Source organism: Yoonia rosea (genome assembly GCF_900156505.1).
Classification (GTDB): domain Bacteria; phylum Pseudomonadota; class Alphaproteobacteria; order Rhodobacterales; family Rhodobacteraceae; genus Yoonia; species Yoonia rosea.
Map to the genome: position 1 here is coordinate 205,184 of NZ_FTPR01000004.1, position 25,659 is coordinate 230,842.

Consider the following 25,659-nt stretch of genomic DNA (forward strand, 5'->3'; position numbering starts at 1 on the left):
AAGGTGTTGAGCGGACTGACGTCAGCTTTGCGGGCACCTGCTTGGCTTCTGTGTTGATTTCGCCTGCGTAGCGCTGGGCACGCAACAGTTTTAAGGCATCTCCCTAGAGTACGGCTTTCATCTCGGCCAGCCAATTGTCCACGAACGCATCAAACCGTGCATCCGGCTGGCGCAGGGGGAAGACCTCGGCGAAGGGGTCGGGGGCGGTGACTTTGCTGCCGGACATTTCCTGTAAGACGTTGTGGCCGCAGAAGGGGACATAGGTTTCCGAATAGCCACCCTCGTGGACCATCACCAGTTTGCCGTCGCAGACATCACCCGCAAGCGCCATGACTTGGGCTGTCATCATCTGGAAAGTTTCGGCAGTGGCCAGCATCCGGCCCAGCGGGTCGTTCGCCGCGGCATCAAAACCGCAGGCGATGATCAGCACATCCGGCGCGAAATCGCGGATGGCGGGCAGGGCGAGGCGCTCCATCGCGGCCAGATAGCCCGCGTGCCCTGTGCCGGGGGGAAGGGGGATGTTGAGGTTATAGCCTTTGCCCGCACCTGTGCCACGGTCGGTAAAGGCGCCTGTGTCCATAGGGTAGTTGCGCTCCTGATGGAGCGACACGGTGAGTACGTCGGCGCGGTCGTAGAAGACCGCCTCAGTCCCGTTGCCATGGTGTACGTCCCAATCGAGCACGGCAAAGCGGCTTGCCAGCCCTGCCGCCTTTGCAGCCTCGATCGCGATCCCGATATTGTTGAGCAGGCAGAACCCGTTGGGATAGTCCGGCAGGCAGTGGTGGCCGGGCGGGCGCGAGAGGGAATAGGCGTTGGTAAGTTCACCGCGCAGCACGGCGGCAAGGGCGGCTTTCGCGAGGCCTGCGGACAGCGCCGCCACTTCATAGCCGCCGGGACCAAAGGGCGTGCGGCGCCCGAGTTCGCCGCCGCCTGCGTCGGAGAGGGCTTTGAATTCATCAAGGTAATGCGCAGGATGAATGCGCAGCAGGTCTTCGTGCGTGGCAGGCGTGGCACCTTGCATGGCGAGGTCTTTGGCCAGCCCTGTGACCTCGATCAGGTTCTTCAGGCGGCGTTTGGTTTCGGGGCTTTCGGGCAGGCCGCCGTCCAGCGGTTGCACCAGCCCACCCACAGGCAGCATGCCAGCGTAGTTGCCGCCCCCGTGCCAGAAACAGCGTTCGTCCCAAAAGAAACCTGTGGTCATGTGCTGCTAGCCTTTGCGCAGTTGATAGATGCCTTCCGGCAGATCCAGCGCCGCTTCAAGATCGCGCAATTGCGTGAGCGACAGCGTGATGCGGACTACCTCATCGGTGCGCGGATCAAACTGGGATATTGTGACGCAATCATCAAAGGCGTTGATGATGACGTCTTCTTTCAGGGGGGCAGCACCTTCGTCAACCAGGGTGACAACGGTGGCATCATAGTCGTGTTCGATTGTAAACATGGGGTTAGCCTAACTTGGGATTTGCGGGCTTACAATTGCGCAATGCCCTGTCATGCGCGTTCTTGTGCCATGTGCTTGCGTGCGCAGTTGCCGTCATCCACGTAACTGCTAGTCTATCTTGGAAAGTTAGTTGTCAGTGAAAGCCTCATGATCCGTTTTTTGCCCCTTGTTCTTTGCGCGGTTATCAGCGCCTGTTCCCCGGTGCTGGTCGAGGCGCCACCACCACAGCCGGTGGTGCAAGCGGCCGCACCGGTAGCGCCGCGCCTGTCCCAGCGGCAAGCGGTCGAGAATTTCGACTTTGTCGTGCGCCGCGTAAAACCGGTGGCCGAGCAATTTTGCCGCAGAAGCGGACAGCAATCCAATTGCGATTTTCAGATCGTCATAGATACCCGTGCAGAACGCGGGGTGAATGCGTTTCAGACCCTCGACCGCGCAGGGCGTCCGGTGATCGGCTTTACGGTGCCGTTGATTGCCGAGGCACGTAACCGCGATGAGCTGGCCTTTGTTATGGCGCATGAGGCGGCACACCATATTCGCGGGCATATTGCGCGCCAGCAGCAGAACGCTGCTGTCGGCGGGCTCTTGGTGGGTGCTTTGGCCGGTGCGCTGGGTGCTGCGGATATCGAGAGCGCTCAACGGATCGGGGCCACTGTGGGGGCGCGGACCTATTCGAAGGAGTTCGAGTTGGAGGCTGATGCGCTGGGCACGCGGATCGCGGCGGCGGCTGGATTTGATCCGCTGCGGGGGGCAGAGTTCTTCTTCCGCATTCCTGATCCGGGAGATCGTTTTCTGGGTACGCACCCGCCCAACGCAGACCGCGTACGCACCGTGCAAAGGGTCGCGGCAGGGCTTTAGGTCAGTGTCGCCATGGCAATTGTGATGGCGGCAAAGAAACACCCTGACGCGGTCACAACAAAACCGTGCCAGATCGCCGTCGAAAACTTCAGCGTTTCGCTGGCATAGAAGGGGACGCCCGCTGTGTAGAGCAAACCGCCGATAGCGATCAGTACCATCACGGATGCAGGTACGACGGGCCAGAGCGACCAGACAAGGGCAAGGCTCAGCCAGCCCATGATCAGGTAGAGCGCCGGCCCGAACCGCCCCGGCGTTTGCCAGAAAAAGAGTTTGAGTGTCATGCCAATCACAGCCAGCCCCCACACGATCGCGAGGATCACATAAGCAAAGCCGCTGCCGATCATCACGACAAGCGGCGTATAGGTGCCGGCAATCTTGAGATAGATGGCGGCGTGATCAAAGCGGCGCAGGAGCGGGCGGATCCCTTCCCACGGGGTCATATGATAAAAGGCCGAGGCGACGAATGTGGCGATAAGCGTGGCGCCGTAGACGCAAATCGCAGCAATCTGTCCGGGCGTTGCTGTGCCAAGCGACCAGACGATCAGCACAATGGCCCCTGTGATCGCACCCAACACGCCCACCGCATGCATTGTGCCATCAGCGATACGTTCCGAGCGGGCGTAGGTGGGATACATATGAGATACCTTTTTGGTGATCAGTCGAGGGTAGTCGGTTCGCCTGTTCGGTCAAATGTTCCGTTGGGTCAGAGCGGGCCTTGGCAGCCGCAGCCTGATGGCGCAGTCTCAGTCTAGATCGCGAAAGGTTAAGATTATGTGGCAACAGGTTTTGCGGGTCAGGCAACGGGCAATCTGGTCTTGGGACGGATTTGCCCATGTGTACAAAACAGAAGGGTCGTTATCGCAATGGCTCGTGGCGAATCTGGTCTTTGGTGTGCTGGCATTCCTATTGCCGCTTTCGGCGGGCGAACGGGGGATGCTGTTGATGGGCGGGATCATCGTACTGGCCGCCGAATGTATGAACACTGCGATCGAACGTGTTGTGGATGATATCAGCACAGAAAAACGCGACGCTGCGCGGCAGGCCAAGGATTGTGGGTCGGCGGCTGTGGCGGTGACGGCTATCGGGGTTGGTGTTGCCTGGGTCTGTGTGATCGTGGGCCTCTTGTGGTAGCCGCCTTTGCGACTTTTTGGGGGCGCTCTTTTCAAAGGCGTGTCGCGGGCTAACTGGTATTCAAACGATAATGGAGAGACCGATGCGCCTGACAACATTGACCCTTGCCCTGTTCCCGATAGCTGCCGTTGCGGCAGGTGGCGGGAGCGACACGCCCCCGACACCATCCGAGACAACGACGGAATGTGCCGACGGACAGGTCTTTGACTTGGCGACCCAAAGCTGCATGGACCCCGCAGAGAGTACAAATGACGATAGCGCGCGACTGGATGATGTGCGTGAACTGGCCTACGCGGGCTATTATCAGGCGGCTCTTGATGTGCTGGATACGCTTGAAAACCCGCAAGCTCCACTGGCGTTGACCTATTACGGTTTCAACCACCGCAAGGCAGGCCGCGTCGATCTTGGCATGGCCTATTATGATGCGGCACTTGCCGCCGACCCGAACAACCTTCTGGCGCGGTCCTACATGGGGCAGGGATATGTTGCCTCTGGCGATATGGTGTTGGCGCAGGCGCAACTGACCGAAATCCGGATGCGCGGCGGTCGCGACACCTGGGCCGAGGCGTCGCTGGTGCAGGCGATCACCACTGGAAAGGCCGCATCCTACTGACTTGATCTAGCGCAAGGTGCCGGTTGCGGCGGGATGCTATCAGAGCATTACCCGCAATCGGAGGATCAAAGATGCAAACCTTGGGCGACGCACGCGAACATTTCTGGCGTGTCATCAAAATGGCCGATGCCTGTGAGGTCGATCTGTCGACCGCGCTGGATGAAAACAGGATCAACATCGACGAATACGCCGATATGATCACCAGTTGCCGAGGGTGCACACAGGTCGGAAAATGCGACCGTCTGCTGGCGGATGCACCAAAGTTGGACCACGCCCCCGACTATTGTGAAAATCGCGACATGTTTGCAGTGCTGCGGCAGGATTGAGCGACACAGGGTAAGATCTTGAACGGATGATCGCACAAGGCCTTGTGCGACATCTTTGTCATTCCAAAGGACGAAATGCTGCGCACGGGCGTAAGACTGGCGGATATCCTATGCCCGCAGTTGGCCGTCAGGCCTTTACCTTGCGCGTGTCCGGATGCAGCGCGGTGCCCAGAATATGCTCTGCACGATGGATCACCTTTTGCGCACTGCCGACAATCTCGGGCTGGGGGGCTTGGGCGATTGTGTGATCCTTGCCGGGGTAATCCAGCGTTGACAGAAAATGCCGCATGCAATTGAGGCGCGCGCGTTTCTTGTCATTGGATTTCACCACGGTCCATGGCGCGTCGGCGGTGTCGGTATAGAAGAACATCGCCTCTTTCGCTTCGGTATAATCCGCCCATTTATCAAGGCTTGCCTTGTCGATCGGGGACAGTTTCCATTGCTTGAGCGGGTCGGTCTCACGCGCGTCAAAGCGCCGTTTCTGTTCGGCCTGCGTGACTGAGAACCAGTATTTGTAAAGGCGGATACCCGAACGGGTGAGCATCCGTTCCAGCTCGGGCGTCTGGCGCATGAATTCAAGGTATTCTTCGGGTTTGCAGAACCCCATCACCCTTTCCACGCCCGCACGATTGTACCAGCTGCGGTCATAAAGCACCATCTCGCCCGAGGTGGGCAGGTGTGCGATGTAGCGCTGGAAATACCATTGGCCGCGTTCCTCGTCGGTGGGTTTGTTCAGCGCCACGACGCGGGCGGCACGGGGGTTGAGGTGTTCGGTGAAGCGCTTGATCGTGCCGCCCTTACCGGCGGCGTCACGCCCTTCAAACAACAGCACAAAGCGCTGACCGGTCTCTTGCGCCCAAAGCTGGACCTTCAAAAGCTCGGCCTGTAGTTCCGCCTTTTCCGCCTCATAGGGCCGGCGGGCCATTTTCGGCAGGCTTGCTTCTCTGCGGCGTACAGGCTGTTTGGGATCGGCGTTTATCACGGCATCTTTCACGTCACTCTCCTTTTTCGCTTGGCCAGAGCGTAGCAGGGCCGGGGCGGTTTTGCCTTGACGTGAGTCAAGCCTGTGACATTGCGCCGGTTGATTAAGTGCCGAGATGGGCTACCATTCTTTCACGCAATCACCGTAGGAGGACATTATGCGTCTCACAGTACTTGCCTTTGCGATGCTGCCAGCGGCAGCTTTTGCCCAAGATACCACCCTTCCGACCCCGACAGAGCCTGTCGCGCAATCCCAGACCTGCCCTGCAGGCACCGCATGGGATGCGAGCGCCGCCGCCTGTGCATCCACATCCCAGTCGGTTGTGCCTGCCCAAGGCAGCGGGTGCAGCCATGGCGCTGCGCGTGAGGTCACTTCCTGATCTGAGGACAAGGTCCTGAGGATCATCGAAAATGCACTGAGCGACCGCGGCTCGAAATACGCGGTCGCAGGTGGTCCTGTTTCGTCAGCGGACGAGGCACGCGCTTTTGTCAAAACGCTGTGCCGCCGCAAGAAATTCGCCAAAGCGACCCATAACACATGGGCGGTTTTGCTGCCCGACGGCCCCCTGAAAAATGACGACGGCGAAAGCGGCGCAGGCATGGTCATCCTGCGGATGCTGGAGCGCGAGGGGCTGGAAGGCCACATCATCGTGGTGACACGGTGGTTTGGCGGCGTGAAGCTGGGCGGTGACCGGTTCCGCCGCGTGCAGGACGCGGTGAGGGTTTATCTGGACGCGATGGGGGTGTCGGGGTGAACCCCGACCTGCGGGGCTTGTAAAGCGGGTTGGGCATAGTCACCTGTATCAGAGCCGCCCTATTGTGGGACGGCGCTATGAAAGGGATCACCATGTCCTTCAAAGACCTCAGCACACAAAAGACACCCGATGCGGCCGTGAAAACGCCAAAGACTGAAACGGTTGCGGCCAAGCCTGATGCGAAAGCACCAGAAGCAAAGGCCCCCGCCAAGAGCTAACGGGCTGCGGGGGCAACCCTGCCGAATATGACTATGTGCGAAGGCGTGTCATGTGAGTGATGCGCCTTTTGTTTTTTGGGGGACGGGCGGGCAGCGGTACAAAATTGACAACTTTGGATTGTTCTATGACAGTGTGCCTAAAGGTTTGAGGCGAGTTGGAGAATAATTAATGAAACTACCTGATTATCTGCAGCAAGGTGAAGTTGCTCGTTTATTCCCGGTTCTGGCCGACACATCGAAAGAAGGCCGTACCACATCAATTTTCCTGTCATGTTTATCGAGTGTTGATGAATTCGCGTTACAATTGTTGAAGTCCGTTGGTTCTAAAGTTGGGAAGCGAGCGACGCTGAATTGTTTCACAGAGGTTGTTTTCAAAGGTGAGAAAGACGCAAAGAATGATCGGCCAGATGGTCTGATTGTACTCAAGAACGGCAACAAAGAATGGCGGGCCCTGCTGGAGACAAAAGTTGGGACAGCAGAGCTAAACGCCGATCAGATCGAAAAGTATCGTAGCATTGCCAAAGCGAATGACATTGACTGCGTGATTACAATTTCAAACCAGTTTACGTCGTTGCCAACAAATCATCCGATGCGTGAGGTGCAGAAAAGCAAATCAAAAATTCCAGTTTATCACTGGTCTTGGATGTTTATCGTGACCGAAGCTGATCTCTTGATCAACAATGGATCCGTTGCCGATTCAGACCAGCTTTTGCTCTTGCGAGAATTGCGTAGGTTCCTAACACACGAGAGTGCCGGTGTTCGTGGTTTCACCCGTATGCCAGCCGAATGGCCTGAACTGAACAGACTTGTTTCTGCAGGTGGAAAAATCACGCAACGATCCGATGAAGCGCAGATTGTTGTAGGAGCATGGCACCAAGAAACCAAAGACCTCTCTCTTATTCTGTCACGACAAACGGAAACCTCGGTCAGCGAGCGTATCAAGCGAGCGCATCAAAGCGATATTGCTCTGCGAGATAAAGAGGCGCTCGAAGTCCTACGCGATACTCAATGTCTGAAAGCGGTCTTTGATATTCCTAACGCGGCCGCACCTTTGGAAATCTGCGCAGATTTGAAAAGACGTACGATTGACATTGGTATGACCCTCAGCGCGCCTCGTGATCGGAAATCATCAAAGGCACGTGCGAATTGGCTGCTTCGTCAAATAAACACGGATCAAATTGATGATCTTCATGTTCGTATGACGTGGCCCGGGCGCAGCGAAGACACGCAATTCACGGTCAAGGAGTTACTCGAAGACGTAAGTATATGCGAAGTCGGAAAGGAAAACTTGCAGGTCCTTTCCTTCTTTATTTTCAACGCAAAAAGGTTAGGGGCCCGATTTACCCAGCAAGCTAACTTCATCACTGATCTCGAAACAGTGGTTCCACAATTCTATCAAGATGTCGGCCAGTCCTTGACTGAATGGCGACCTTCGGCGCCAAAGATCAAAGCTGACAGACAAGACGCTTCGGATGTGTCGGTAGAGGCACTGGAAGAGCAATCAACAGAAGAGGCAGGAGAGTTGTAGGCTATTCGCTTAAAGCCCCCCACAAGTCATACTCCCCCGCTTCCTCAACCGCGACCTTGACCACATCCCCCACGGCCAACCCCTCGGCCCCTTCATCAATAAACAGGTTCCCGTCGATCTCCGGCGCATCCGCCCATGTGCGGCAGGTGGCGATGCCGTCTTCGTCGATGTCGTCCACGATCACTTCAAGCGTGCGGCCCACTTTAGCTTCCAGTTTCGCCGCCGAGATCGCCTGCGCCTTTTCCATGAACCTGTCCCAGCGGTCCTGTTTGACCTCGGACGCCACATGGTCGGGCAGAGCGTTGGAGCGCGCACCGGCCACGTTTTCGTATTGGAAGCAGCCCACGCGGTCGAGTTGTGCTTCGTCCAGCCAGTCCAGCAGGTGCTGGAATTCGGCCTCGGTTTCACCCGGATAGCCGACGATAAAGGTCGAACGCAGGGTGATATCGGGGCATTCTGTCCGCCATGCGGCGATCTCGTCCAGCGTCTTTGCCCCTGCCGCAGGCCGCGCCATGCGCCGCAGCACATCGGGGTGGCTGTGCTGGAACGGGATATCCAGATAGGGCAGCACACCGTTGGCGGGGTCGGCCATAATGGGGATCAGATCGCGCACATGCGGGTAGGGGTAGACGTAGTGCAGGCGCACCCATGCCCCCAGTTGCCCCAACTCGCGGGTCAGGTCGGTAATATGGCTGCGCACCTCGCCGTCTTTCCACGGGTTCAGATCATACTTGCGGTCCAGCCCGTAGGCGGATGTGTCCTGTGAGATGACGAGCAGTTCCTTCACGCCGGCCTCGACCAGCTTTTCCGCCTCGCGCAGCACCGCATGGGCCGGGCGCGATGCCAGCCGTCCGCGCATATCGGGGATGATGCAGAATTTGCATTTGTGGTTACAGCCTTCGGAAATCTTTAGATAGCTGTAGTGGCGCGGTGTCAGGCTCACCCCGCTGGCAGGCAGCAGGTCAATGAACGGGTCGGGCGCGGGCGGCACCACGCCATGCACAGCATCGAGCACTTGTTCGTATTGATGCGGGCCGGTGACTGCCAGAATTTGCGGGTGGTGTTCGCGGATGTAATCGGGTTCGGCCCCCAGACAGCCGGTGACGATGACCTTGCCGTTTTCCTTGAGCGCCTCGCCAATCGCATCAAGGCTTTCGGCCTTGGCGCTATCCAGAAACCCGCAGGTGTTGACGATCACGGCCTCGGCCCCCGCATAATCAGGGCTGATGGCGTAACCTTCGGCACGCAGGCGGGTGAGGATGCGTTCGCTATCAACCAATGCCTTGGGGCAGCCAAGGCTGACCATACCGATCGTCGGCTGGCCCGCGCGGGGGGTATCGGTGAGGCGCGCCTTGGGGGCGAGGTCTGGGCGGAGGTTTGGCGGGTTCTGTGTCATGCGCCGCATATAGCGCGGGGCGGAGGTGTTGGGAATGGGGGTGTTGACCTAAGCCTCAAGCCAAAGCTGCCGCAGGCGTCGTCCGCTAATCGGCTGGGCCTTCAGACCCCAAGGCAGTGCCGCATGATCGCCTTTTGTGCGTGCAGCCTGTTCTCGGCCTCGTCAAAGATGACCGAATGGGGCCCGTCCATGACGCTGCTGGTCGCCTCGTCATCGCGGTGGGCGGGCAGGCAGTGCATGAACAGCGCGTTATCCTTGGCCTTGGCCATCAGCGCGTCATTCACCTGATAGCCGCGCAGCTGGTTGTGCCGCCGTTCGCGTGCGGATTGCGGATCGTGCATGCTGACCCACGTATCGGTCACCACCAGATCAGCGCCCTGCACCGCCTCATTGGGATCGCGCACGGTTGTATATAGCCCGTCGAGCGCAGGTTCAGGATCAAGCGGCGGCGGGCCTGTGAACACCAGATCGAATTCGAACTGTTTGGCGGCATGGGCAAAGCTGGCAAAGACATTGTTGCCGTCACCCGACCAGACAACCTTTTTGCCTTTGATGGGGCCGTTATGTTCCTCGAACGTCATGATATCGGCCATGATCTGGCAAGGGTGCGTGCGGTTGGTCAGCCCGTTGATGACCGGCACCGTGGCGTATTCGGCCATATCCAGCAGGGTCTGTTCCTCGAATGTGCGGATCATGATCAGGTCGACATAGCGCGACAGCACACGTGCGGTATCGGCAATCGTCTCGCCATGGCCCAGTTGCATATCCGCCCCAGACAGCACCATCGTCTGCCCGCCCATCTGCCGCACACCCACGTCAAAGGACACACGGGTCCTTGTTGACGGCTTTTCAAAAATCAGCGCCACCATATGCCCGGCGAGCGGCTGATCCGCATCCGGCGTGCCCTTGTGCAGACCGGCGCGGGCGGTTTTCATCGCTTTGGCATTGTCGATGATGTTGCGCAGCGCATCGGTGGGGGTCGTATGGATATCAAGAAAATGGGTCATGTGTTTCGCTTTTGTTGGGCCGTTTCCGACCAGTCAGTTCAGAGATGGGTCATTACCTGGACAAGGCGTCCTTCGGCTGTCGTGGTCAGACGTCGGTTCATGAAACCGGCCTGTTTATAGATTGTGATGGTGCGGGTGTCAGTCGTCCCCGGCGCCACGGCCACCATGGGGTATTTCAGACGCAGGCTGCGGATATACCCTTCGATATAGCCGACAGAATGGCCCTGTCCCATGAAATCGCTATCGCCGACAAAGGTGGCCATGACCCGGGCGCCAAACGGCAGGTCCGCATATTGCGGCATCTCAAAGGCGCGGGCGTCGTGATCGTGGATATAGGCAAAGGGGTGGTCGATCAGGCTCACCACCCGCATGTCAATCGCGGCACTGTCCATGTCTCTTTCCATCAGCGCAATTTGCTTGTCCGCATCGGGCCACCAGACTTTGACATGCGCCGTCTGTAACCAGCGGCGCATCAAAGGCAGGTCTGCCTCGGTCAGGGGGCGGAACGTGTAATTACGCATTGGCCTCCTTTACATGGGATGCCGCAGCATCAAGCTTGTCCACCGCCAGCGCGATATCGGCGTCAGTGATATTAAGCGCGGGCAACAAGCGCACGACATTGTCCGCGGCAGGCACGGTCAGCACCCCTTGGGCAAAACCTGCCGTGACGACATCGCTATTTGTGGCCTTGCATTTCAGACCAAGCATCAGGCCCGATCCGCGCACGGCTTCGAACACATCGGGATATGCCGCCACCAGCCCTTCGAGCTTTTGGCGCATCATACCGGCCTTACGGTTGACCTCGGCCAGAAACGCGTCGTCGCCGATGATCTCCATGACTTTGGCACCCACAGCACAGGCCAGAGGGTTGCCGCCATAGGTGGACCCATGCGTGCCTGCCGTCATGCCGGATGCCGCGTTTTCCGTGGCCAGCACCGCCCCGAGCGGGAAGCCGCCCCCGATGCCTTTGGCAACCATCATGATATCAGGGCTGATACCCGCCCATTCATGGGCAAAAAGCTTACCGGTCCGGCCCATGCCGCATTGCACCTCATCAAGGATCAGCAGGATGCCGTGTTGGTCGCACAGATCGCGCAGCCCCTTCAGGCAGACATCGGGCAAAGGACGAATGCCGCCTTCGCCCTGCACTGGCTCGACCATGATTGCCGCGATCTTGTCGGACACTGCAGCTTGCAGGGCATCATGGTCGCCAAATTCCAGATGGGTGAAACCGGGAAGCAACGGACCAAAGCCCTTGACCATCTTCTCGGAACCGGCTGCCGCAATCCCCGCACTGGAGCGCCCATGGAAAGACCCCGTGAAGGTGATGATCTCGGTCCGTTCGGGCTGGCCTTTGTCGTACCAGTATTTGCGGGCCATTTTGACGGCCAACTCGCAGGCCTCGGTGCCCGAGTTGGTGAAGAACACGGTATCGGCAAAAGTCTGCGCGACCAGCGCATCGGCCAGCTGTTGCTGGGCGGGAATGTTATAAAGGTTCGACACATGCCACAGCGCCTGTGCCTGTGCGGTCAGTGCCGCAACCAGAGCGGGGTTGGCATGCCCCAGCGCATTCACCGCAATTCCCGCGCCCAGATCGAGAAAGCGTCGTCCATCAGCTTCCGTCAACCAAGAGCCTTCGCCGGAAACGAAAGTCAGCGGCGCGCGTGCGTAGGTCGGCAGAATAGATGGGATCATGGCGATCTTCCTTGAAGGTAAGCCCGATTGGTGCAGGACCAAGCGAGGGCTGTCAATAATGTTAGGGATTTATGATGGACGTGACAAAGGGCGGCGCAGGTTAGCGTCGGCGTCGGATCTCAACTGTTGCACGGTTCATCATGCGAAAAACGTAGCGCAGTTTCTGCCCCAAGGGAAGCTGCAAAAAAAAGCAGTACTGTCTGTTCTGGCGTGACAAACTGTCTTGCGCGGTTGTGCGAACAGGTTCAATGAGCGGCACATGACCCTGCGTGCCGCCAACCCGCCTCTTGCTATTGCCTTCATGATGACGGCGACCGCGTTTATTGCGGCGACGATGGTCATGGCGAAATCGTTGGGCACCGATACTTTGGGCCCGCCCTTACACCCTTTGCAAATCAGCCATGGCCGCTTTTTGTTTGCATTTATCGCGATTGCGACAGCGGCAGCAGTGCTGCGGCCGAGGATTGCAGAGCCGAACCTGAAATTACATTTTGGCCGGACGCTCTTTGGCTGGGGTGGCGTGACCTTCATGTTCTCCGCCGTGGCGTTTATTCCGCTGTCAGATGCTACGGCGATCAGCTTTCTCAACCCTGTGTTCGGTATGCTTCTTGCTATTCCGCTGCTGGGCGAACGGGTGGGGCCGTGGCGCTGGGGTGCCGCCGGCACTGCCTTGATTGGTGCGCTGATCTTGCTCAGGCCCGGACCGGAGAGCTTTCAGCTGGCTGGTCTGCTGGCGCTGGGGGCCGCGTTTTTGATGGGGATGGAGCTGATCTTCATCAAGAAACTGGCCAACCGCGAACCGGGGTTTCAGATCTTGCTGATCAACAATGCCATCGGGCTGTGCATCGCGACACTGGCCGTTCTGCCCGTCTGGACGCCGCCGACAGGCGCACAATGGGGCGCGCTGGCCGCCTTGGGTGTGTTGATGGCCACCGCACAGGCATGCTTTGTCAACGCCATGGCACGTGCAGACGCGAGCTTCATCACACCTTTCAGCTATGTCACGCTGATCTTTGCCGGTCTTTATGATCTGTTGCTTTTCGATGTCTGGCCGGACTGGATAAGCATCCTTGGCGCGCTTATTATTCTGAGTGGCGCATCGCTTCTCGCGTGGCGCGAACGGCGGGTCCGCTTCTTGCGTTAAACGTGCGGCCCCTTTAGCTTGGACACAGTAATGCCATCTTCTGGGAGAAGATGAATAAATGAGTGATGTTTACGAGTACCGCCGCGCACCGAGCAAGGGGCCTATCTGGCTTGCCTTACTCGGGATGATTTTGCTTCTTGTTGCCATCTTTTACTTTGAAGCCACGCAGTTGCAGGCGCTTGCATGGGTCATCGGTGCAGTGTTGATTGCTTGGATGCTGCTACCGCAACCTGTGTCTGGCGTTCGGATTGATTCAGACCATCTGACGCTTGCCGCATGGCGCGATCCGCGGCCGATCCCGCTTGATGATATCGCCTACCTGCGTGTCAGCGAGGCAGGTCTGGATACCGAAGTTGCGATTGTTTACCGCGATGGCACCGTAGAGGACATATTCTCGGGTGATCTGCCAGATATCGACACCTTGATTGCCGTACTGGCAGAGCGCGGCACACCGGTGCGCGAGGTCTCTTAGGCCTTGAGGCGATAGCCTGTGTGCATCCAGCGCAAACAGATACCCAACACCACGACACAGGCCGCCGTCACCACCACAAGCCCCAGCCAAGGACTGCTGTCGCTGACCCCGATCATCCCAAAGCGCACCCCGTCGATGATATAAAAGAACGGGTTCGCATGGCTCAGGGTTTGCATGAATGGCGGCAGCGCCTCGATCGAATAGAAGGTGCCTGACAGAAACGCCAAAGGTGTGATCAGAAAGTTGGAAATCGCGGAAAGCTGGTCGAACTTATTGGCAAAGATTCCCGCAATCATCCCCAAGCCGCCCATCAGGATGGACCCAAGCAGCACGAAGACGATGACCCAGAGTGGTGCTTCCATTCCCACGCCCAGAAATAGAGCCGACCCCGCCGCAATCACAATCGCGACCAAACCACCGCGCGCCACGGCGCCGCCGATGTAGCCTGTCACCAACTCTCCCGCTGACAAAGGCGGCATAAGCGTATCGACGATATTGCCCTGCACCTTGGCAGAGGCGAGGCTGGATGAGGTATTGGCAAACGCGTTCTGGATCACCGTCATGGTCAGGATGCCGGGCGCCAGAAACACCATGAACGGCACGCCCATCACATCGCCACGTTGTGATCCGATAGCGATGGTGAATATCAACAAGAACAGGCCCGCATTGATCAAGGGGGCCATGACAGTCTGCGACCAGACATTCATGAACCGGCTGACCTCGCGGCGGACCAAAGTCCAGGTTCCAAGCCAATTCACGCGCCCGAAGCGCCGTACGCCCATCTGGTTCATATCTTGCATTATAGTCTTCCTTTGTCGCGCCCTGACATAGTGGTTTTCGCGCGGATGGCCAGCCCTCGGGGGGCGCTGCTCGTTATAACATTGCGAAAAGGCACTCCACTGCCTTCACATCACCTGCCGCAGTGTTTAATATAAGGTCAAGTTGACCAATAAGGCCTGATCCGTGCATCATGGATCCCTGCCGAAAAACCAAAGGAACAGATATGTCCTGGACAGACGAGCGCGTTGAGACGCTCAAGAAGATGTGGGGCGAAGGCCAGTCCGCAAGCCAGATCGCCAAAGAACTTGGCGGGGTCACCCGCAATGCAGTGATCGGCAAAGTGCACCGTTTGGGATTATCCAACAGGGCAGGCTCGGCCGGGGCGCCCGCCAAGGCAGCGCCGAAAGAAAAACCGGCGGCAGCGCCTGCCGCTGCGGCCAAACCTGCAGCGAAACCGGCAGCAGCACCCAAGCCCAAGGCTGCGCCCGCTTCGACGCCGCCCAAGGAAGAGCCCGAGCTTGACGAGAACGGCATTCCGATTTCTGCCGCGCGCCGCGCGATCATTCCGGCCGGTCAACCTTTGCCGCCACAGCCGTCGGCCAATGAAATCAGCCCCGAAGCACTGGCCAAAGTCAGTGAAGTCGAAAAGACTGCCAAGAAGTTGACCTTGATGGAACTGACGGAAAAGACCTGCAAATGGCCGGTTGGCGATCCTGCCACCGATGATTTCTGGTTCTGCGGATTGGCTGTGCAGCAAGGCAAACCCTATTGCGAAGCCCACGTCGGCGTGGCGTTTCAGCCGATGTCCTCGCGCCGCGACCGCCGCCGCTAAGGTGATGTACGGTATAAGGCAGATCATGATTTGCCCTCGCCGCAAAGGCCGCCCTCAGGGGCGGCTTTTTGCGTTCTGCGAGACGCGTTTGAATGTCGGAAAAAATGGTCGATGCTACGAAGTGATTGCGGCCACTTGCGAGGCATCGCGCAAAGCCTACTTCAGCGCGCCCAAGAACGCCCGCAAACCCACATCATCGACTTTCTTGATCGCCTTTTTCAGCGGCACCCATTTGCGCTTGCGCAGGCCCGCTTCGGGGTAGGTTTTGGTCATCTGTTTCACGTCGATCCGGTACACGCTGACATGGCAGGGCGCGACCCGTCCGTCGTCAAAGCGTTTCTCGGTCACGTAGCCGCCAATCGGGGCTTTGCTGACCTTGCCTTTGCGTAATCCGGCCTCTTCCCAGGCTTCGATCTTGGCGGTTTCGGCGTCGGTGTGGCCGTCCATCGGCCAACCCTTGGGCACGATCCAGCGCCCACGCGAGGATTTCACCAAAAGCACCTCTTTTTCGTCCTTTCCGTCGCGCAGGCAAAGCGCGCCGACCTGCACAATTGCAGTCGGATCAACGACACGGACCTCGCGGCCCGTCCAAAAAGAGCGGTCAAGATTACTCATATACCTGCCAATGGCGTATTTTTATTACGTTCTTGATAACACAGAGCGAATCAATGCGCAAATGGTGTCAGCTGCCGCGGGGTTTGGCGCGCAGGGTGGGGTCTGCTTCGGTCGGGTCCTCGGGCCATGGGTGGCGTGGATAGCGCCCACGCATGTCGCGCCTGACATCAGCATAAGAGCTGGCCCAAAAGCCGACGATATCCTGTGTGACCTGCACGGGCTTTTGCCCCGGTGACAGCAGGGTGATTTTCAATGGTGTGCGTCCGACGGTTGGGTGCGTGGTGACGCCGAACATTTCTTGCAGGCGCAGGGTGATTGCGGGGGCGTCGCCGTCGTAGTCAATCGGGATCTTGCGCCCCAGCGGCGTTTCGAAATGTGCGGGCGCTGCATGGTCAAGCCGCTGCATCTGGTCCCAGTCCAGCATGGCACGCAGGGCGGGCAGGATATCAAAGCGTTTCCAGTCCTCGGCGCTTCGCACAGCAGTCAGATGCGGGAGCAGCCAGTCCTCCAGCGTGTTCAGTAGCGTTGCATCATCCATTGCTGGCAGGCCTTCTACCAAAGCAACGCGCGCGCGCAGGCGATCAGCCGCGGGCGACGGGCGTAGCCCAAGCTGGCGCACACCATCAAGCATGGCCTTTGCCACGGCCTCATCCGGCGCATCCGACCACTGCCTGTCATCCAGTGCCAATGCGCCAAACCGTTCCTGCTGGCGGGTCATGACCTTGCGGTCGCGTTTGGACCATTCGCAGATGTCGGTCCATGCGATCTGGTCGGCAAAAAGGTCGCGCAATTCGCGTTCTGTGACCGTGACAGCCTGCCTGATAAGGGCCTCGCGCGTGTCGCCATCCAGATCGGTGGCCACGATCAGCCGCGCCCCCGCCATCGGGTCGGCGGCGTCGAGCACAGCCCCTTTGCCACCTGACAGCACATAGCGCGGGTCATCGCCTTTGCGCCGCAGGCCGATGCGGTCCGGGTAGGCGAGGGCGGCTTGCTGGCCCAGCGTGAGGGGGGCTTTGTCGGGCAGGCCTTTAGACAAGCGCGGGATTTCGGATTTGATTTGCGCCAGTGCCGCGGGATGCGCGGTGCCGGGCCCGTCGTAGCGCCCCTTCAGTGACGCGATGCGCAGCGCCAGATCAACAGGCGCGCCGCGCAGCGGATCGCGCGCCGCCAGCAGGGCCGCAAGTGGGGCTGCAGCCTTGCCTGCAATCTGCAGCATATGGGCCAGACGCGGATGCAAGGGCAGGGCTGCGAGTGCGCGCCCATGTGGGGTAATACGGTGCGCGCCGTCCAGCGCACCAAGACTTCGCAGCAAGGCGCGGGCTTCGGTCAATGCGCCTATCGGCGGGGGGGTAAGGAAAGCCAGATCATCGCTGCCCCAGACGGCCAGTTCCAGCGCGAGGCCTGCGAGATCAGCAGCTTCGATTTCGGCAGGCGCGAAAGCGGGCAATGCGCCGTGTTCGCCCTTGGTCCACAGGCAATAGGCGTCGCCGGGGGCCACACGGCCTGCGCGGCCTGCACGTTGGGTGGCTTCGGCCTTGCTGACTTTTTCAGTGACCAACTGCGACATGCCAGAGCTTGGATCAAACCGCGCGCGGCGGGCGCGGCCAGCATCCACGACCACGCGGATATCCTCGATGGTGAGCGAGGTTTCGGCGATCGAGGTGGACAGCACAATTTTGCGGCCCTCTTTCAGCGGCGCTATCGCTTTGCGTTGCTCGGCAAAGGGCAGCGCGCCATAGAGCGGGCGGATGGTGCAGTCGGTGGGCAGGCGGTCTTGCAAAAGGGCGGCGGTCCGGCGGATTTCACCTTCACCCGGCAGGAAAACAAGGACGCCGCCTTGCGTCTCGGCCACGGCGGTGGCAACCAGATCGGCTGTGGCTTGCTCCAGCCTTTGGGTTTTCGGCACGGAGCGATCAAGGAAATGTGTGGTGACGGGAAAAGCGCGGCCTTCGGAGGTGATCACGGGGGCGTCGTCAAGCATTGTGGCAACGGGGGCCGCGTCGAGCGTTGCGGACATGACAAGCACGATCAGGTCGGGGCGCAGCACGCTGCGGCTTTCCCATGTGAGCGCAAGGCCAAGGTCTGCATTCAGCGAGCGTTCATGGAATTCGTCAAAAATCACGGCACCGATGCCTGTCAGTTCAGGATCGGACTGGATCATGCGGGTCAGGATGCCTTCGGTAACGACCTCGATCCTGCTGCCGGCTTTGCTATCGCCGCGCATACGGTAACCGACGGTTTGGCCCGGTGCCTCACCCAACCCTTCGGCCAGACGCTCGGCCGCGGCGCGAGCGGCAAGGCGGCGGGGTTCGAGCATGATGATCTTGCCGGTGGTGAGCTTTGCCTCAAGCATCGCCAATGGCACGCGGGTGGTTTTGCCTGCCCCTGGTGGCGCTTGCAGAACGGCACAGCCGGAGGCGGCAAGGGCCGCCATCAGTTCGGGCAGGACAGGATCAATCGGCAAGGCGGTCATGCCGCAAGCTTTGCCATAAGGCGGATCAAGACGCCACCTTACATGGTGCTGCGGTCCAATGCCGGAAGGTTGGTTTCAATCCACGTCACACAGAAAAACCCGGCCGCTTGCACGACCGGGTTCAAATCTGTCTCAAGGAAGATCAGCTTAGGCTGCAGTTGCCTTGGCGATCTCTTTCTTGATTTTCAGCGCATCAGCGGAAAGCTCTGCATCTTTGGCTTTTGCCATGAATGCGTCCAGACCACCGCGGTGATCAACAGTGCGCAGTGCCGCGTTGGAGATTTTCAGTTTGAAAGACCGGCCCAGCACGTCGGACATCAAAGTGACGTCCTGCAGGTTTGGCAAAAAACGGCGGCGGGTACGGTTTTTGGCGTGGCTGACATTGTTGCCAGACATCGGGCCTTTTCCAGTCAGTTCGCAACGGCGCGACATGAGCGTTATCCTTGTTCTTTGGACATCCGCCACCCGGGTGGTGGGGTATCCTGTGATACGGGTTATGGACCCCGCATCGGCAGGGTCGTGAATAAGATTAGCGCGAGATAGGCGGATTCCTTGATCCCGTCAACCGCTTTGCCGCGTGAAGGGTCAGGTTTCTGACCCCGTTTTGCCCGCGTCACCACCAAGCCGCAGACGCAATGGCCCCAAGACCTGTTCCGCGGCGGCTGTGGGCGGGGTACGGCCGGCTTTGACGTCCGCCTCGGCGGCCTTCATGCAGGCGGCGGTTTGCGGATCATTTTGCAACATATCCAGCAGGCCGTTGCGGACGTCTTCGCCGAACCAATAGGCCGCCTGTGCCTCGCGCGTGGCCGTCCAGATGCTGTTGTCACGCCGCCACTGGATCAGTGTTTCCATTTCCTTCCACGCAGCCTCTAGCCCCTCGACTTCAAGCGCGGAAATCGTGAGCGCTTTGGGAAATCCGTCGGGGTCCTGCATGCGTTTGCGCAATAGGCGCAGCGCGCCCGCATAGTCGGCGCAGGTGCGCATCGCTTGCGGCTTCAGATCGCCATCGGCTTTGTTTACGAGGATCAGGTCAGCCATTTCCATGATGCCACGCTTGACGCCTTGCAATTCGTCCCCGCCCGCAGGGGCAAGCAGCAGCACAAAAAGATCGGCCATCTGTGCCACGACAGTCTCGGATTGCCCGACGCCCACGGTTTCGATCAGCACGACATCAAATCCAGCCGCTTCACAGAGTGCCACCGCTTCGCGTGAACGCCGCGCGACACCGCCCAATTGGGTCTGGCTGGGCGAGGGGCGAATAAAGGCGTTTGGATCGCGGGCCAGATGGTCCATGCGGGTCTTATCACCTAAAATCGACCCGCCCGAACGTGCGGAAGACGGATCAACCGCCAGAACTGCCACGCGCTTGCCCAGACCGGTCAGCATGAGCCCGAAACTTTCGATAAATGTGGATTTGCCCACACCTGGGGTGCCTGAGAGGCCGATCCGCAGGGCCTGTTTTCCGGTGCCCAGCGTCTCGAGTAACGCCAACGCATCGGCGCGGTGGTCCGCACGGCCGCTTTCCACCAGCGTAATGGCGCGCGCCAGTGCGCGTCTGTCACCGCGCTGCACGCCCTCGGCCAGGGCCTTGATATCAGTCGTCCTGCTCATGGCACCTTTCTTATCCGGTGGGGGCCAAAGGTCCAGCCCTCAGCACAGCTCTGCCACCCATGCAGGCACGGCCTGTGTGGCGGGCCCAAAGCGATGCGCGTCAAATGCGTTTGCCCGCGCCGAGGGTTCCAGATTGATCTCGAGCGTCTGTCCCTGCGCCAGTTCCACCAGACCGGCGGCGGGATAGACTTCGGCCGAGGTGCCAATGGCCACAAAAAGATCAGCGGTTGCAACGGCGTGGGCGATTGCGTCCATGTGATAGGGAATTTCGCCAAACCAGACGACATCGGGGCGTGTGGCTTCTGCGCGGCAGGCGGGGCAGGGGTCTTGTGTGGACATGACGAGGGGCGCGTCCCAGCGGGCATCGCATTGCGCACAAAGCGCGCGCATCAGTTCCCCATGCATATGGATTACATCCGGCGAACCTGCACGGTGGTGCAGATCATCAATGTTCTGGGTAATCAGGGTCACGTCATGCGCGCTTGCGGCAAGGGCGGCAAGCGCCGCATGCGCTGCATTGGGTGACGCCTCGGCGCAATTGGCGCGCCGTGCATTGTAGAAATCATGCACCAGCGCAGGGTTGCGGGCGAAGCCTTCGGGAGTTGCGACCTCGTTCAGATCGTATTGCGTCCAAAGCCCGTCCACATCGCGGAACGTGCCCAATCCGCTTTCCGCCGAGATGCCGGCGCCTGTTAGAATTGCAATCTTCATGTCCGGAGTGTGGGCGCGAATTGGCCGGTGCGGCAAGTGTTTTACCCAACTTTCTGGTCGCCGTGTTTTCGGTTTGCTAGGCTTGATGCATTACAAGGGGTTAGGAATGCGGATTGTTTTTGTTTGTCTAGGTAATATCTGCCGTTCACCTGCTGCCGAAGGGGTGATGCGCAAGCTCGCACCGCATCTGACGCTGGATAGCGCGGGCACGGGAGGGTGGCATGTGGGTGATGCCCCTTACGGGCCGATGCAAGAGGCCGCACATACGCGGGGGTATGACCTGAGCGGATTACGGGCGCGGCAGTTCACGCGCAGGGATTTTGAAAATTTTGACCTGATCGTTGCGATGGACCGCCAGAACAAGGCCGATATCGAACGGCTGAGACCCAAAGGCAACGCGACTCCTGTCCAGTGTCTGGCCGATAATGATGTGCCCGATCCCTACTACACGCGGGATTTTGATGGGGCGCTGGCGATGATCGAGCGCGCCGCTAAGCGTCTACTGGCTGACATATCTCGCCGGCAAGATCTGTGAACGCGCGGTAGCGCACCCAGAAGTTTTCATCACCGGGGCGGTCGGACTGGCGGGTATCCTGTGCCAGTTGCGGGTCCGCGAAAAAGCCGACCACGCGCGCCTGATCGCTGCCCGAGAGCGATTGGTTGGCCACTTGTTGGATGCATGAACACAATGCAGGTGACGCCGCGCGACGGTCCGCATCAAGGCAAGCGCGCGAGATGTCACCGGTTGCGCCACGGCTGCCGCCGCCACAAGCTGCCACTGATGCCAATGCACCTGCCATCAAGAAATACCGCATTTGCCAATCCTCTGCCCGGCCCCCGGGTTTGCCCCGGGTGATCCATGTTCGCGTCTCGGGTGCAATTTAGCCGATGCAGGGTGCAAAGCAACGATCCATTTTCGCGATGCGGCACAGCACCGCGTCTTCTGGCGATGCAGTTGGGCCAAAAGGGGGCTACTGCATCATCATCTCATGGACTGCAGCCATGCCGCGGTCGGACATTGCGGTCACCTCGGCTGCGTGTTCATGCAGGGCGGCGACAAGTTTGGGGTCCAGTGCTGTCTGCATCACTACAATGCCATCGTCAGTGACGGCTATATCGGTGTCGATTTCGTCGCCGCGCGCAAAAAAGATATCCAGCGTGCCGCTTTGGATCAGGATCTCGGGGTCGTCCTTGTTTTCGACGCGGGCGATCATACCAACGACATGGCTTACCAGCTGATCCATCACTTCTGGATCCGAAGAGCGTGTCACTGTTGTGATCCCGTTTGGCAGATTGGTAACTTCGCGCGTGATGGTTTCAAAATTGCGGAACAGAACCGCAAGTTCGTTGCTTTCTTCGGGTGTCGCGTTTCGGCCGCGCAGGCCCGGCATGTTCACCTCATCATGTCCCGTCCCGTCGGCACCGTGCATGTGCCCGCCGCCAGCCATGTGGTGTGACAACAAGTAGAAGGTATTCGTGCGCCATAAAGCGATGCCGCCAACCGCGACAGCCAGTACGACAGTAAGTGCAATGACGGTACGGGGCTTGCCGAATTTCATAAGTGGGGATGTCATCTGGGGTCCGATATGTTTGCGCGTTGCAATGACCCCTATCACGAATTTTGCGGTGGGTATGTTTTTCTAGGCCCAGTCGTCGGGTGACAGACCAAGCGTCTTGATCCGCGAATAGAGCGTTGTTGGTTTGACGCCCAAAAGCGCCGCCGCCCCGTTGGGGCCTGACACGCGACCGTTGGTTTCCTGCAGGCAGGCAATCGTATTGGCCACGCGGATTTGCTCGATATCCGCCTCGCTCAGCAGTGTCGTGATCTTGCGTGTGGCGGGGGCCGCGTCGGGGTGGATATCAACCACCAGCTTGCCTCCTTGCGACACAATCGCGCCGCGCTCGATCACATTGGCCAACTCACGCACGTTTCCGGGCCAGTCGTATTGTTGCAGGGTGCGGATTGTCCCTTCGGTGATGATGGGAGGCGTGCGGCTGAGCCTTTTGCACACGAGATTGAGGAAATGTGCGGCCAGCAGCGGGATATCATCGGGGCGTTCGCGCAGGGGCGTGCAGTGGATCGGAAAAACGTTGAGAAAGAACACGAGTTCCGGTCGCATCCGTCCGGCTTGCACCTCGCGGTCAAGGTTCCGGCTGGTCGAGGCGACGACCCGTAGTTCAAGACTGCGCGCGCGGTCGTCGCCCAATCGCGTAACCCTGCGATTTTGCAGCGCGTCGAGCAGTTGGCCTTGTTGCTCCAGCGGGATATCGGCCACTTCATCAAGGAAAAGCGTGCCGCCATGGGCCAGTTCCAGCTTGCCGGGTTTGTCGCGTAATGCGCCTGTGAAGGCACCGCGCACATGGCCGAAGAGTTCACTTTCGAACATATCGGGCGTGACCGAGCCGCATTTGAAGTGGATCAGGGGCCGCCTGCGCCTGTCGCTGTCGTTATGGATGGCCGAGGCGACCATGGCTTTGCCAGTGCCGCTTTCGCCGGTAATCAGCACATTGGCCTGCGTGCGCGACACCATTTCGACCCGTTGCAGGATTTGCTGGATCGCAGGGGATTGGCCGACAACATCATGGTGCGCGCGTTCGATGCTGATCGCCTCTTGCAGATAGGCGTTTTCCTGTTCGAGCCGGTCGCGCAGTGCGGCGACCTGATCCATCGCTTCGCGCAGCTTGCGTTCGTTTTCCCAGCGTTCGGTGATATCGCGGAAGATGACCACAGCACCGGCCAGCCGCTGGCCCTCGTAGATCGGGGTTGAGACGTATTCGACGCGGATGGGCTTGCCATCCTTGCGCCAGAACACCTCATCCTCGATGCGGTTGACCTGCTCATAGCGGAAGGATTGGTAGATCGGGCATTCATGCGACGGGTAAACCTCACCATCTAGGTGGTGGTGGTGGATTTTGGTGTGGATGTCTTCGCCAAGAAGGTCTTCATCCGTCCAGCCCAGCATTTCCTGCGCCGCACGATTTACAAAAGTTGTCTTGCCGTCGGCGTTGACCCCGTAGATCCCTTCGCCCGCCGCATTCAGGATCAGCTGGTTTTGCCGTTCGAGTTCGGAAAAGAATGCCTGTGCGCGCTGCCATTCCAGAATACCACCGTTATACATGCTTGCCGCCTGTACCGCCTCGGCGCGGCGCTCGAGGGCTGCAAGATCGGTGATCTGCAGCGTGAGTGTCTTGCCGTCAGAGCGGCCGTTGATTTCGCAATTTATGCGGTCATTTTCGCGGGTGCGTAAAATAATGCGCCGTGTCCATGCCTCTCCGCGGTAGATGACTTCATCAACAAACAGGATCATGTGCGGCACATCATCTGCCACGAGATTGGAAAAGCGTGAGCCGACCAAAGACGGGTCTTTGAGCAGCGCATGGGCCTGCGGAGTGGCGGCCAGAATCTCGTCTGTGTCGAGATCAAGGATCAGCGTTGCGCCGAATGCGCCGGCAAGACGGGAATCAGGGGTGCGGTCTTGAATGTTCATTTTCCAATCGAAGCGGACATCGGGTCATGTGGCAATACGAAAAGTCGTAATTTACGATAAATCGTAATTCTGTGATTGTGGGAAACTACCTTAACATATTGTTATAAATATAAAATATAGAATTAACTTTTTGTCGCCCCTCGCTTTCAGTGTCACCTAGTTCTGCGTCAGTATCATTCCAAAGTTTGACAGGAGTGACGAGAATGACAGTAAAAAGCCTTGGAAATCCCTATTCATCCGAAACCGACCTGCGCCATGGCGTCGATTGCGGGTGCGCCGGTTGCGTGACCTCAGCGGTAGAAAAACAGGGTGGCCCCGACCTGAGCACGAGCGAGGGCATGCTGGAACGTGCCGTTGAAAGCGCGATTGTGCGGTCGGTTTTTGGCCAGAGCGATATCGGCCGCCGGTCCTTTATGGGCATGATGGGCGGCACCACGATGGCCGCCGCGCTGGCGTCGGTGTTCCCGATGGATCAGGCGAAGGCGGCTATCCTCGACAATCTCGGGCCACCCGAGAAGACAGACCTGAACATCGGATTTGTGCCGATCACCTGTGCGACGCCGATCATCATGGCGCAGCCTCTGGGCTTTTACGAACGCTACGGTTTGAACGCGCAAGTGATCAAGACGGCGGGCTGGGCCGTGGCACGCGACAAATCGCTGAACGGCGAATATGACGCCAGCCACATGCTGACACCAATGCCGCTGGCGATGACGCTGGGTGCGGGGTCGATTGCGGAACCCTACATCATGCCCGCCGTTGAAAACATCAACGGGCAGGCGATTGTTCTGTCCAACGAGCACCTTGATAAGCGCGATCCGACACAGTGGAAGGGCTTTACCTTCGGTGTGCCGTTTGAATACTCGATGCACAACTTCCTGCTGCGCTACTATGTTGCCGAATTCGGTCTGGACCCTGATGTCGACATCCAGATCCGTGTTGTGCCGCCGCCCGAGATGGTTGCAAACCTGCGTGCGGGCAACCTTGACGGCTATCTGTCGCCTGATCCGTTCAACCAGCGTGCTGTGTTTGAAGGCATCGGCTTTATCCATCTGCTGACCAAAGAGATCTGGGAAGGCCACCCATGCTGTGCATTTGCCGCGCCGCTGTCATTTGCGCAGGAATTGCCCAACACCTATGGCGCACTGCTCAAGTCGATCATCGACGCAACACAATACGCGTCGGCCGCCGAGAACCGCAAAGAGATTTCCGAGGCGATTGCGCCGACCAACTATCTCAACCAGCCCGTGACTGTCATCGAGCAGGTGCTGACCGGCACCTACGCGGACGGTCTGGGCGAGGTGCAGCGCGTGCCTGACCGGATCGATTTCGACCCCTTCCCATGGCATTCGATGGGCGTGTGGATCCTGACGCAGATGAAGCGCTGGGGCTATATCGAGGGTGATGTGGACTACAAAGCTGTGGCAGAGCAGGTTTATCTGGCCGCCGACTGTAAGAAAGTCATGGAGGACCTCGGTTATGAGGCACCCGACGTGACCTACAAGTCGCACACCATCATGGGCAAGACGTTCGATTACAATGAACCCGAAGCCTACGTCGATAGCTTTGCGATCAAGAAAGGCTAAG

Annotated in this window: 30 protein-coding genes; 13 read left to right on the top strand and 17 right to left on the bottom strand. The window is 59.0% G+C overall.

Features of this window, described 5'->3' with window-relative positions; genetic code table 11:
• Positions 1-103: 103 nt before the first annotated feature.
• Both B0B09_RS17210 and B0B09_RS17215 read right to left on the bottom strand, forming a co-directional pair.
• Complete coding sequence (locus B0B09_RS17210; RefSeq protein ID WP_076661114.1) at positions 104-1,201, bottom strand: histone deacetylase-like amidohydrolase; 1,098 nt, start codon at positions 1,199-1,201, stop codon at positions 104-106.
• A gap of 6 nt (positions 1,202-1,207) precedes the next feature.
• Complete coding sequence (locus B0B09_RS17215) at positions 1,208-1,441, bottom strand: DUF8831 family protein (protein ID WP_055296036.1); 234 nt, start codon at positions 1,439-1,441, stop codon at positions 1,208-1,210.
• 150 nt (positions 1,442-1,591) lie between these two features.
• Here B0B09_RS17215 and B0B09_RS17220 point away from each other — a divergent pair, with 150 nt between their 5' ends.
• Positions 1,592-2,296 carry a M48 family metallopeptidase gene (locus B0B09_RS17220; protein WP_076661188.1) on the top strand — a complete coding sequence of 235 codons (705 nt, stop codon included), beginning with the start codon at positions 1,592-1,594 and terminating at the stop codon, positions 2,294-2,296.
• Here the strand turns inward: B0B09_RS17220 and trhA are convergent.
• Positions 2,293-2,931, bottom strand: a complete 639-nt coding sequence (gene trhA / locus B0B09_RS17225) for a PAQR family membrane homeostasis protein TrhA (RefSeq protein WP_076661115.1) — start codon at positions 2,929-2,931, stop codon at positions 2,293-2,295. The genes B0B09_RS17220 and trhA overlap by 4 nt on opposite strands.
• Before the next feature lie 136 nt (positions 2,932-3,067).
• Here trhA and B0B09_RS17230 point away from each other — a divergent pair, with 136 nt between their 5' ends.
• The 3 genes from B0B09_RS17230 (at position 3,068) to B0B09_RS17240 (ending at position 4,366) form a co-directional block, all read left to right on the top strand.
• A complete protein-coding gene (locus B0B09_RS17230) occupies positions 3,068-3,427 on the top strand; it encodes a diacylglycerol kinase (protein WP_076661116.1) in 360 nt (119 codons plus the stop codon).
• 82 nt (positions 3,428-3,509) lie between these two features.
• Positions 3,510-4,040, top strand: coding sequence for a hypothetical protein (locus B0B09_RS17235; RefSeq protein WP_076661117.1), 531 nt, complete (start codon positions 3,510-3,512; stop codon positions 4,038-4,040).
• 71 nt (positions 4,041-4,111) lie between these two features.
• Complete coding sequence (locus tag B0B09_RS17240; RefSeq protein WP_055296032.1) at positions 4,112-4,366, top strand: DUF6455 family protein; 255 nt, start codon at positions 4,112-4,114, stop codon at positions 4,364-4,366.
• Positions 4,367-4,493: 127 nt separating this feature from the next.
• On the opposite strand, the gene ppk2 is transcribed toward B0B09_RS17240, so the two are convergent.
• Positions 4,494-5,348, bottom strand: a complete 855-nt coding sequence (ppk2, locus tag B0B09_RS17245; RefSeq protein WP_084190897.1) for a polyphosphate kinase 2 — start codon at positions 5,346-5,348, stop codon at positions 4,494-4,496.
• Between the two features lie 157 nt (positions 5,349-5,505).
• Here ppk2 and B0B09_RS17250 point away from each other — a divergent pair, with 157 nt between their 5' ends.
• The 4 genes from B0B09_RS17250 (at position 5,506) to B0B09_RS17260 (ending at position 7,848) form a co-directional block, all read left to right on the top strand.
• Positions 5,506-5,727 carry a hypothetical protein gene (locus tag B0B09_RS17250; RefSeq protein ID WP_076661118.1) on the top strand — a complete coding sequence of 74 codons (222 nt, stop codon included), beginning with the start codon at positions 5,506-5,508 and terminating at the stop codon, positions 5,725-5,727.
• Positions 5,728-5,742: 15 nt separating this feature from the next.
• Positions 5,743-6,102 (top strand): YigZ family protein, encoded by a 360-nt coding sequence (locus tag B0B09_RS17255; RefSeq protein WP_076661119.1) that lies wholly within the window; start codon positions 5,743-5,745, stop codon positions 6,100-6,102.
• 77 nt (positions 6,103-6,179) lie between these two features.
• Positions 6,180-6,320, top strand: a complete 141-nt coding sequence (locus B0B09_RS18045; protein WP_165689347.1) for a hypothetical protein — start codon at positions 6,180-6,182, stop codon at positions 6,318-6,320.
• Positions 6,321-6,489: 169 nt separating this feature from the next.
• A complete protein-coding gene (locus tag B0B09_RS17260) occupies positions 6,490-7,848 on the top strand; it encodes a hypothetical protein (RefSeq protein WP_076661120.1) in 1,359 nt (452 codons plus the stop codon).
• 1 nt (position 7,849) lies between these two features.
• Here B0B09_RS17260 and rimO read toward each other — a convergent pair whose 3' ends face one another.
• From rimO to B0B09_RS17280, 4 genes are all read right to left on the bottom strand, one after another.
• Entirely contained in the window at positions 7,850-9,244 is a 1,395-nt protein-coding gene (gene rimO, locus B0B09_RS17265) for a 30S ribosomal protein S12 methylthiotransferase RimO (RefSeq protein ID WP_076661190.1), read from the bottom strand.
• Positions 9,245-9,345: 101 nt separating this feature from the next.
• Positions 9,346-10,251, bottom strand: a complete 906-nt coding sequence (gene argF / locus B0B09_RS17270) for an ornithine carbamoyltransferase (protein WP_076661121.1) — start codon at positions 10,249-10,251, stop codon at positions 9,346-9,348.
• A gap of 38 nt (positions 10,252-10,289) precedes the next feature.
• Positions 10,290-10,772 carry a GNAT family N-acetyltransferase gene (locus B0B09_RS17275; protein ID WP_076661122.1) on the bottom strand — a complete coding sequence of 161 codons (483 nt, stop codon included), beginning with the start codon at positions 10,770-10,772 and terminating at the stop codon, positions 10,290-10,292.
• Complete coding sequence (locus B0B09_RS17280; protein ID WP_076661123.1) at positions 10,765-11,946, bottom strand: aspartate aminotransferase family protein; 1,182 nt, start codon at positions 11,944-11,946, stop codon at positions 10,765-10,767. The genes B0B09_RS17275 and B0B09_RS17280 overlap by 8 nt, the downstream gene beginning before the upstream one ends.
• Positions 11,947-12,205: 259 nt before the next feature.
• Between B0B09_RS17280 and B0B09_RS17285 the strand changes: the two genes are divergently transcribed.
• Together B0B09_RS17285 and B0B09_RS17290 are read left to right on the top strand one after the other, a co-directional pair.
• Positions 12,206-13,090, top strand: a complete 885-nt coding sequence (locus tag B0B09_RS17285; protein ID WP_076661124.1) for a DMT family transporter — start codon at positions 12,206-12,208, stop codon at positions 13,088-13,090.
• 58 nt (positions 13,091-13,148) lie between these two features.
• Positions 13,149-13,562 carry a hypothetical protein gene (locus tag B0B09_RS17290; protein WP_076661125.1) on the top strand — a complete coding sequence of 138 codons (414 nt, stop codon included), beginning with the start codon at positions 13,149-13,151 and terminating at the stop codon, positions 13,560-13,562.
• On the opposite strand, the gene B0B09_RS17295 is transcribed toward B0B09_RS17290, so the two are convergent.
• On the bottom strand, positions 13,559-14,353 hold the full coding sequence (locus tag B0B09_RS17295; protein WP_110550010.1) for an ABC transporter permease: 795 nt from the start codon (positions 14,351-14,353) through the stop codon (positions 13,559-13,561). The genes B0B09_RS17290 and B0B09_RS17295 overlap by 4 nt on opposite strands.
• A gap of 212 nt (positions 14,354-14,565) precedes the next feature.
• Here B0B09_RS17295 and B0B09_RS17300 point away from each other — a divergent pair, with 212 nt between their 5' ends.
• Positions 14,566-15,174 (top strand): GcrA family cell cycle regulator, encoded by a 609-nt coding sequence (locus tag B0B09_RS17300; RefSeq protein WP_055296022.1) that lies wholly within the window; start codon positions 14,566-14,568, stop codon positions 15,172-15,174.
• A 156-nt stretch (positions 15,175-15,330) separates the two neighbouring features.
• Here the strand turns inward: B0B09_RS17300 and B0B09_RS17305 are convergent, their stop codons facing one another.
• The 5 genes from B0B09_RS17305 to B0B09_RS17325 all read right to left on the bottom strand — a co-directional run bounded on the left by B0B09_RS17305 (position 15,331) and on the right by B0B09_RS17325 (position 20,584).
• Positions 15,331-15,789, bottom strand: a complete 459-nt coding sequence (locus B0B09_RS17305; protein ID WP_076661126.1) for an NUDIX hydrolase — start codon at positions 15,787-15,789, stop codon at positions 15,331-15,333.
• 67 nt (positions 15,790-15,856) lie between these two features.
• Entirely contained in the window at positions 15,857-18,262 is a 2,406-nt protein-coding gene (gene hrpB / locus B0B09_RS17310) for an ATP-dependent helicase HrpB (protein WP_076661127.1), read from the bottom strand.
• 147 nt (positions 18,263-18,409) lie between these two features.
• A complete protein-coding gene (rpmB, locus tag B0B09_RS17315; RefSeq protein WP_076661128.1) occupies positions 18,410-18,694 on the bottom strand; it encodes a 50S ribosomal protein L28 in 285 nt (94 codons plus the stop codon).
• Positions 18,695-18,847: 153 nt separating this feature from the next.
• Positions 18,848-19,873 (bottom strand): methylmalonyl Co-A mutase-associated GTPase MeaB, encoded by a 1,026-nt coding sequence (gene meaB / locus B0B09_RS17320; protein ID WP_076661129.1) that lies wholly within the window; start codon positions 19,871-19,873, stop codon positions 18,848-18,850.
• 39 nt (positions 19,874-19,912) lie between these two features.
• Positions 19,913-20,584: an NAD-dependent deacylase gene (locus B0B09_RS17325; RefSeq protein WP_076661130.1), complete on the bottom strand. Its 672-nt coding sequence runs from the start codon at positions 20,582-20,584 to the stop codon at positions 19,913-19,915.
• A gap of 106 nt (positions 20,585-20,690) precedes the next feature.
• Here B0B09_RS17325 and B0B09_RS17330 point away from each other — a divergent pair, with 106 nt between their 5' ends.
• Positions 20,691-21,119: a low molecular weight protein-tyrosine-phosphatase gene (locus B0B09_RS17330; protein WP_076661131.1), complete on the top strand. Its 429-nt coding sequence runs from the start codon at positions 20,691-20,693 to the stop codon at positions 21,117-21,119.
• Here the strand turns inward: B0B09_RS17330 and B0B09_RS17335 are convergent.
• From B0B09_RS17335 to B0B09_RS17345, 3 genes are all read right to left on the bottom strand, one after another.
• Positions 21,076-21,399: a hypothetical protein gene (locus B0B09_RS17335; protein WP_055296015.1), complete on the bottom strand. Its 324-nt coding sequence runs from the start codon at positions 21,397-21,399 to the stop codon at positions 21,076-21,078. The genes B0B09_RS17330 and B0B09_RS17335 overlap by 44 nt on opposite strands.
• 156 nt (positions 21,400-21,555) lie before the next feature.
• Complete coding sequence (locus tag B0B09_RS17340; protein WP_242654492.1) at positions 21,556-22,158, bottom strand: hypothetical protein; 603 nt, start codon at positions 22,156-22,158, stop codon at positions 21,556-21,558.
• A 66-nt stretch (positions 22,159-22,224) separates the two neighbouring features.
• Positions 22,225-24,072: a sigma-54 interaction domain-containing protein gene (locus B0B09_RS17345; RefSeq protein WP_076661132.1), complete on the bottom strand. Its 1,848-nt coding sequence runs from the start codon at positions 24,070-24,072 to the stop codon at positions 22,225-22,227.
• A 203-nt stretch (positions 24,073-24,275) separates the two neighbouring features.
• Between B0B09_RS17345 and B0B09_RS17350 the strand changes: the two genes are divergently transcribed.
• Positions 24,276-25,658, top strand: coding sequence for a CmpA/NrtA family ABC transporter substrate-binding protein (locus B0B09_RS17350; RefSeq protein WP_055296013.1), 1,383 nt, complete (start codon positions 24,276-24,278; stop codon positions 25,656-25,658).
• The last annotated feature ends 1 nt before the right edge of the window (position 25,659 follow it).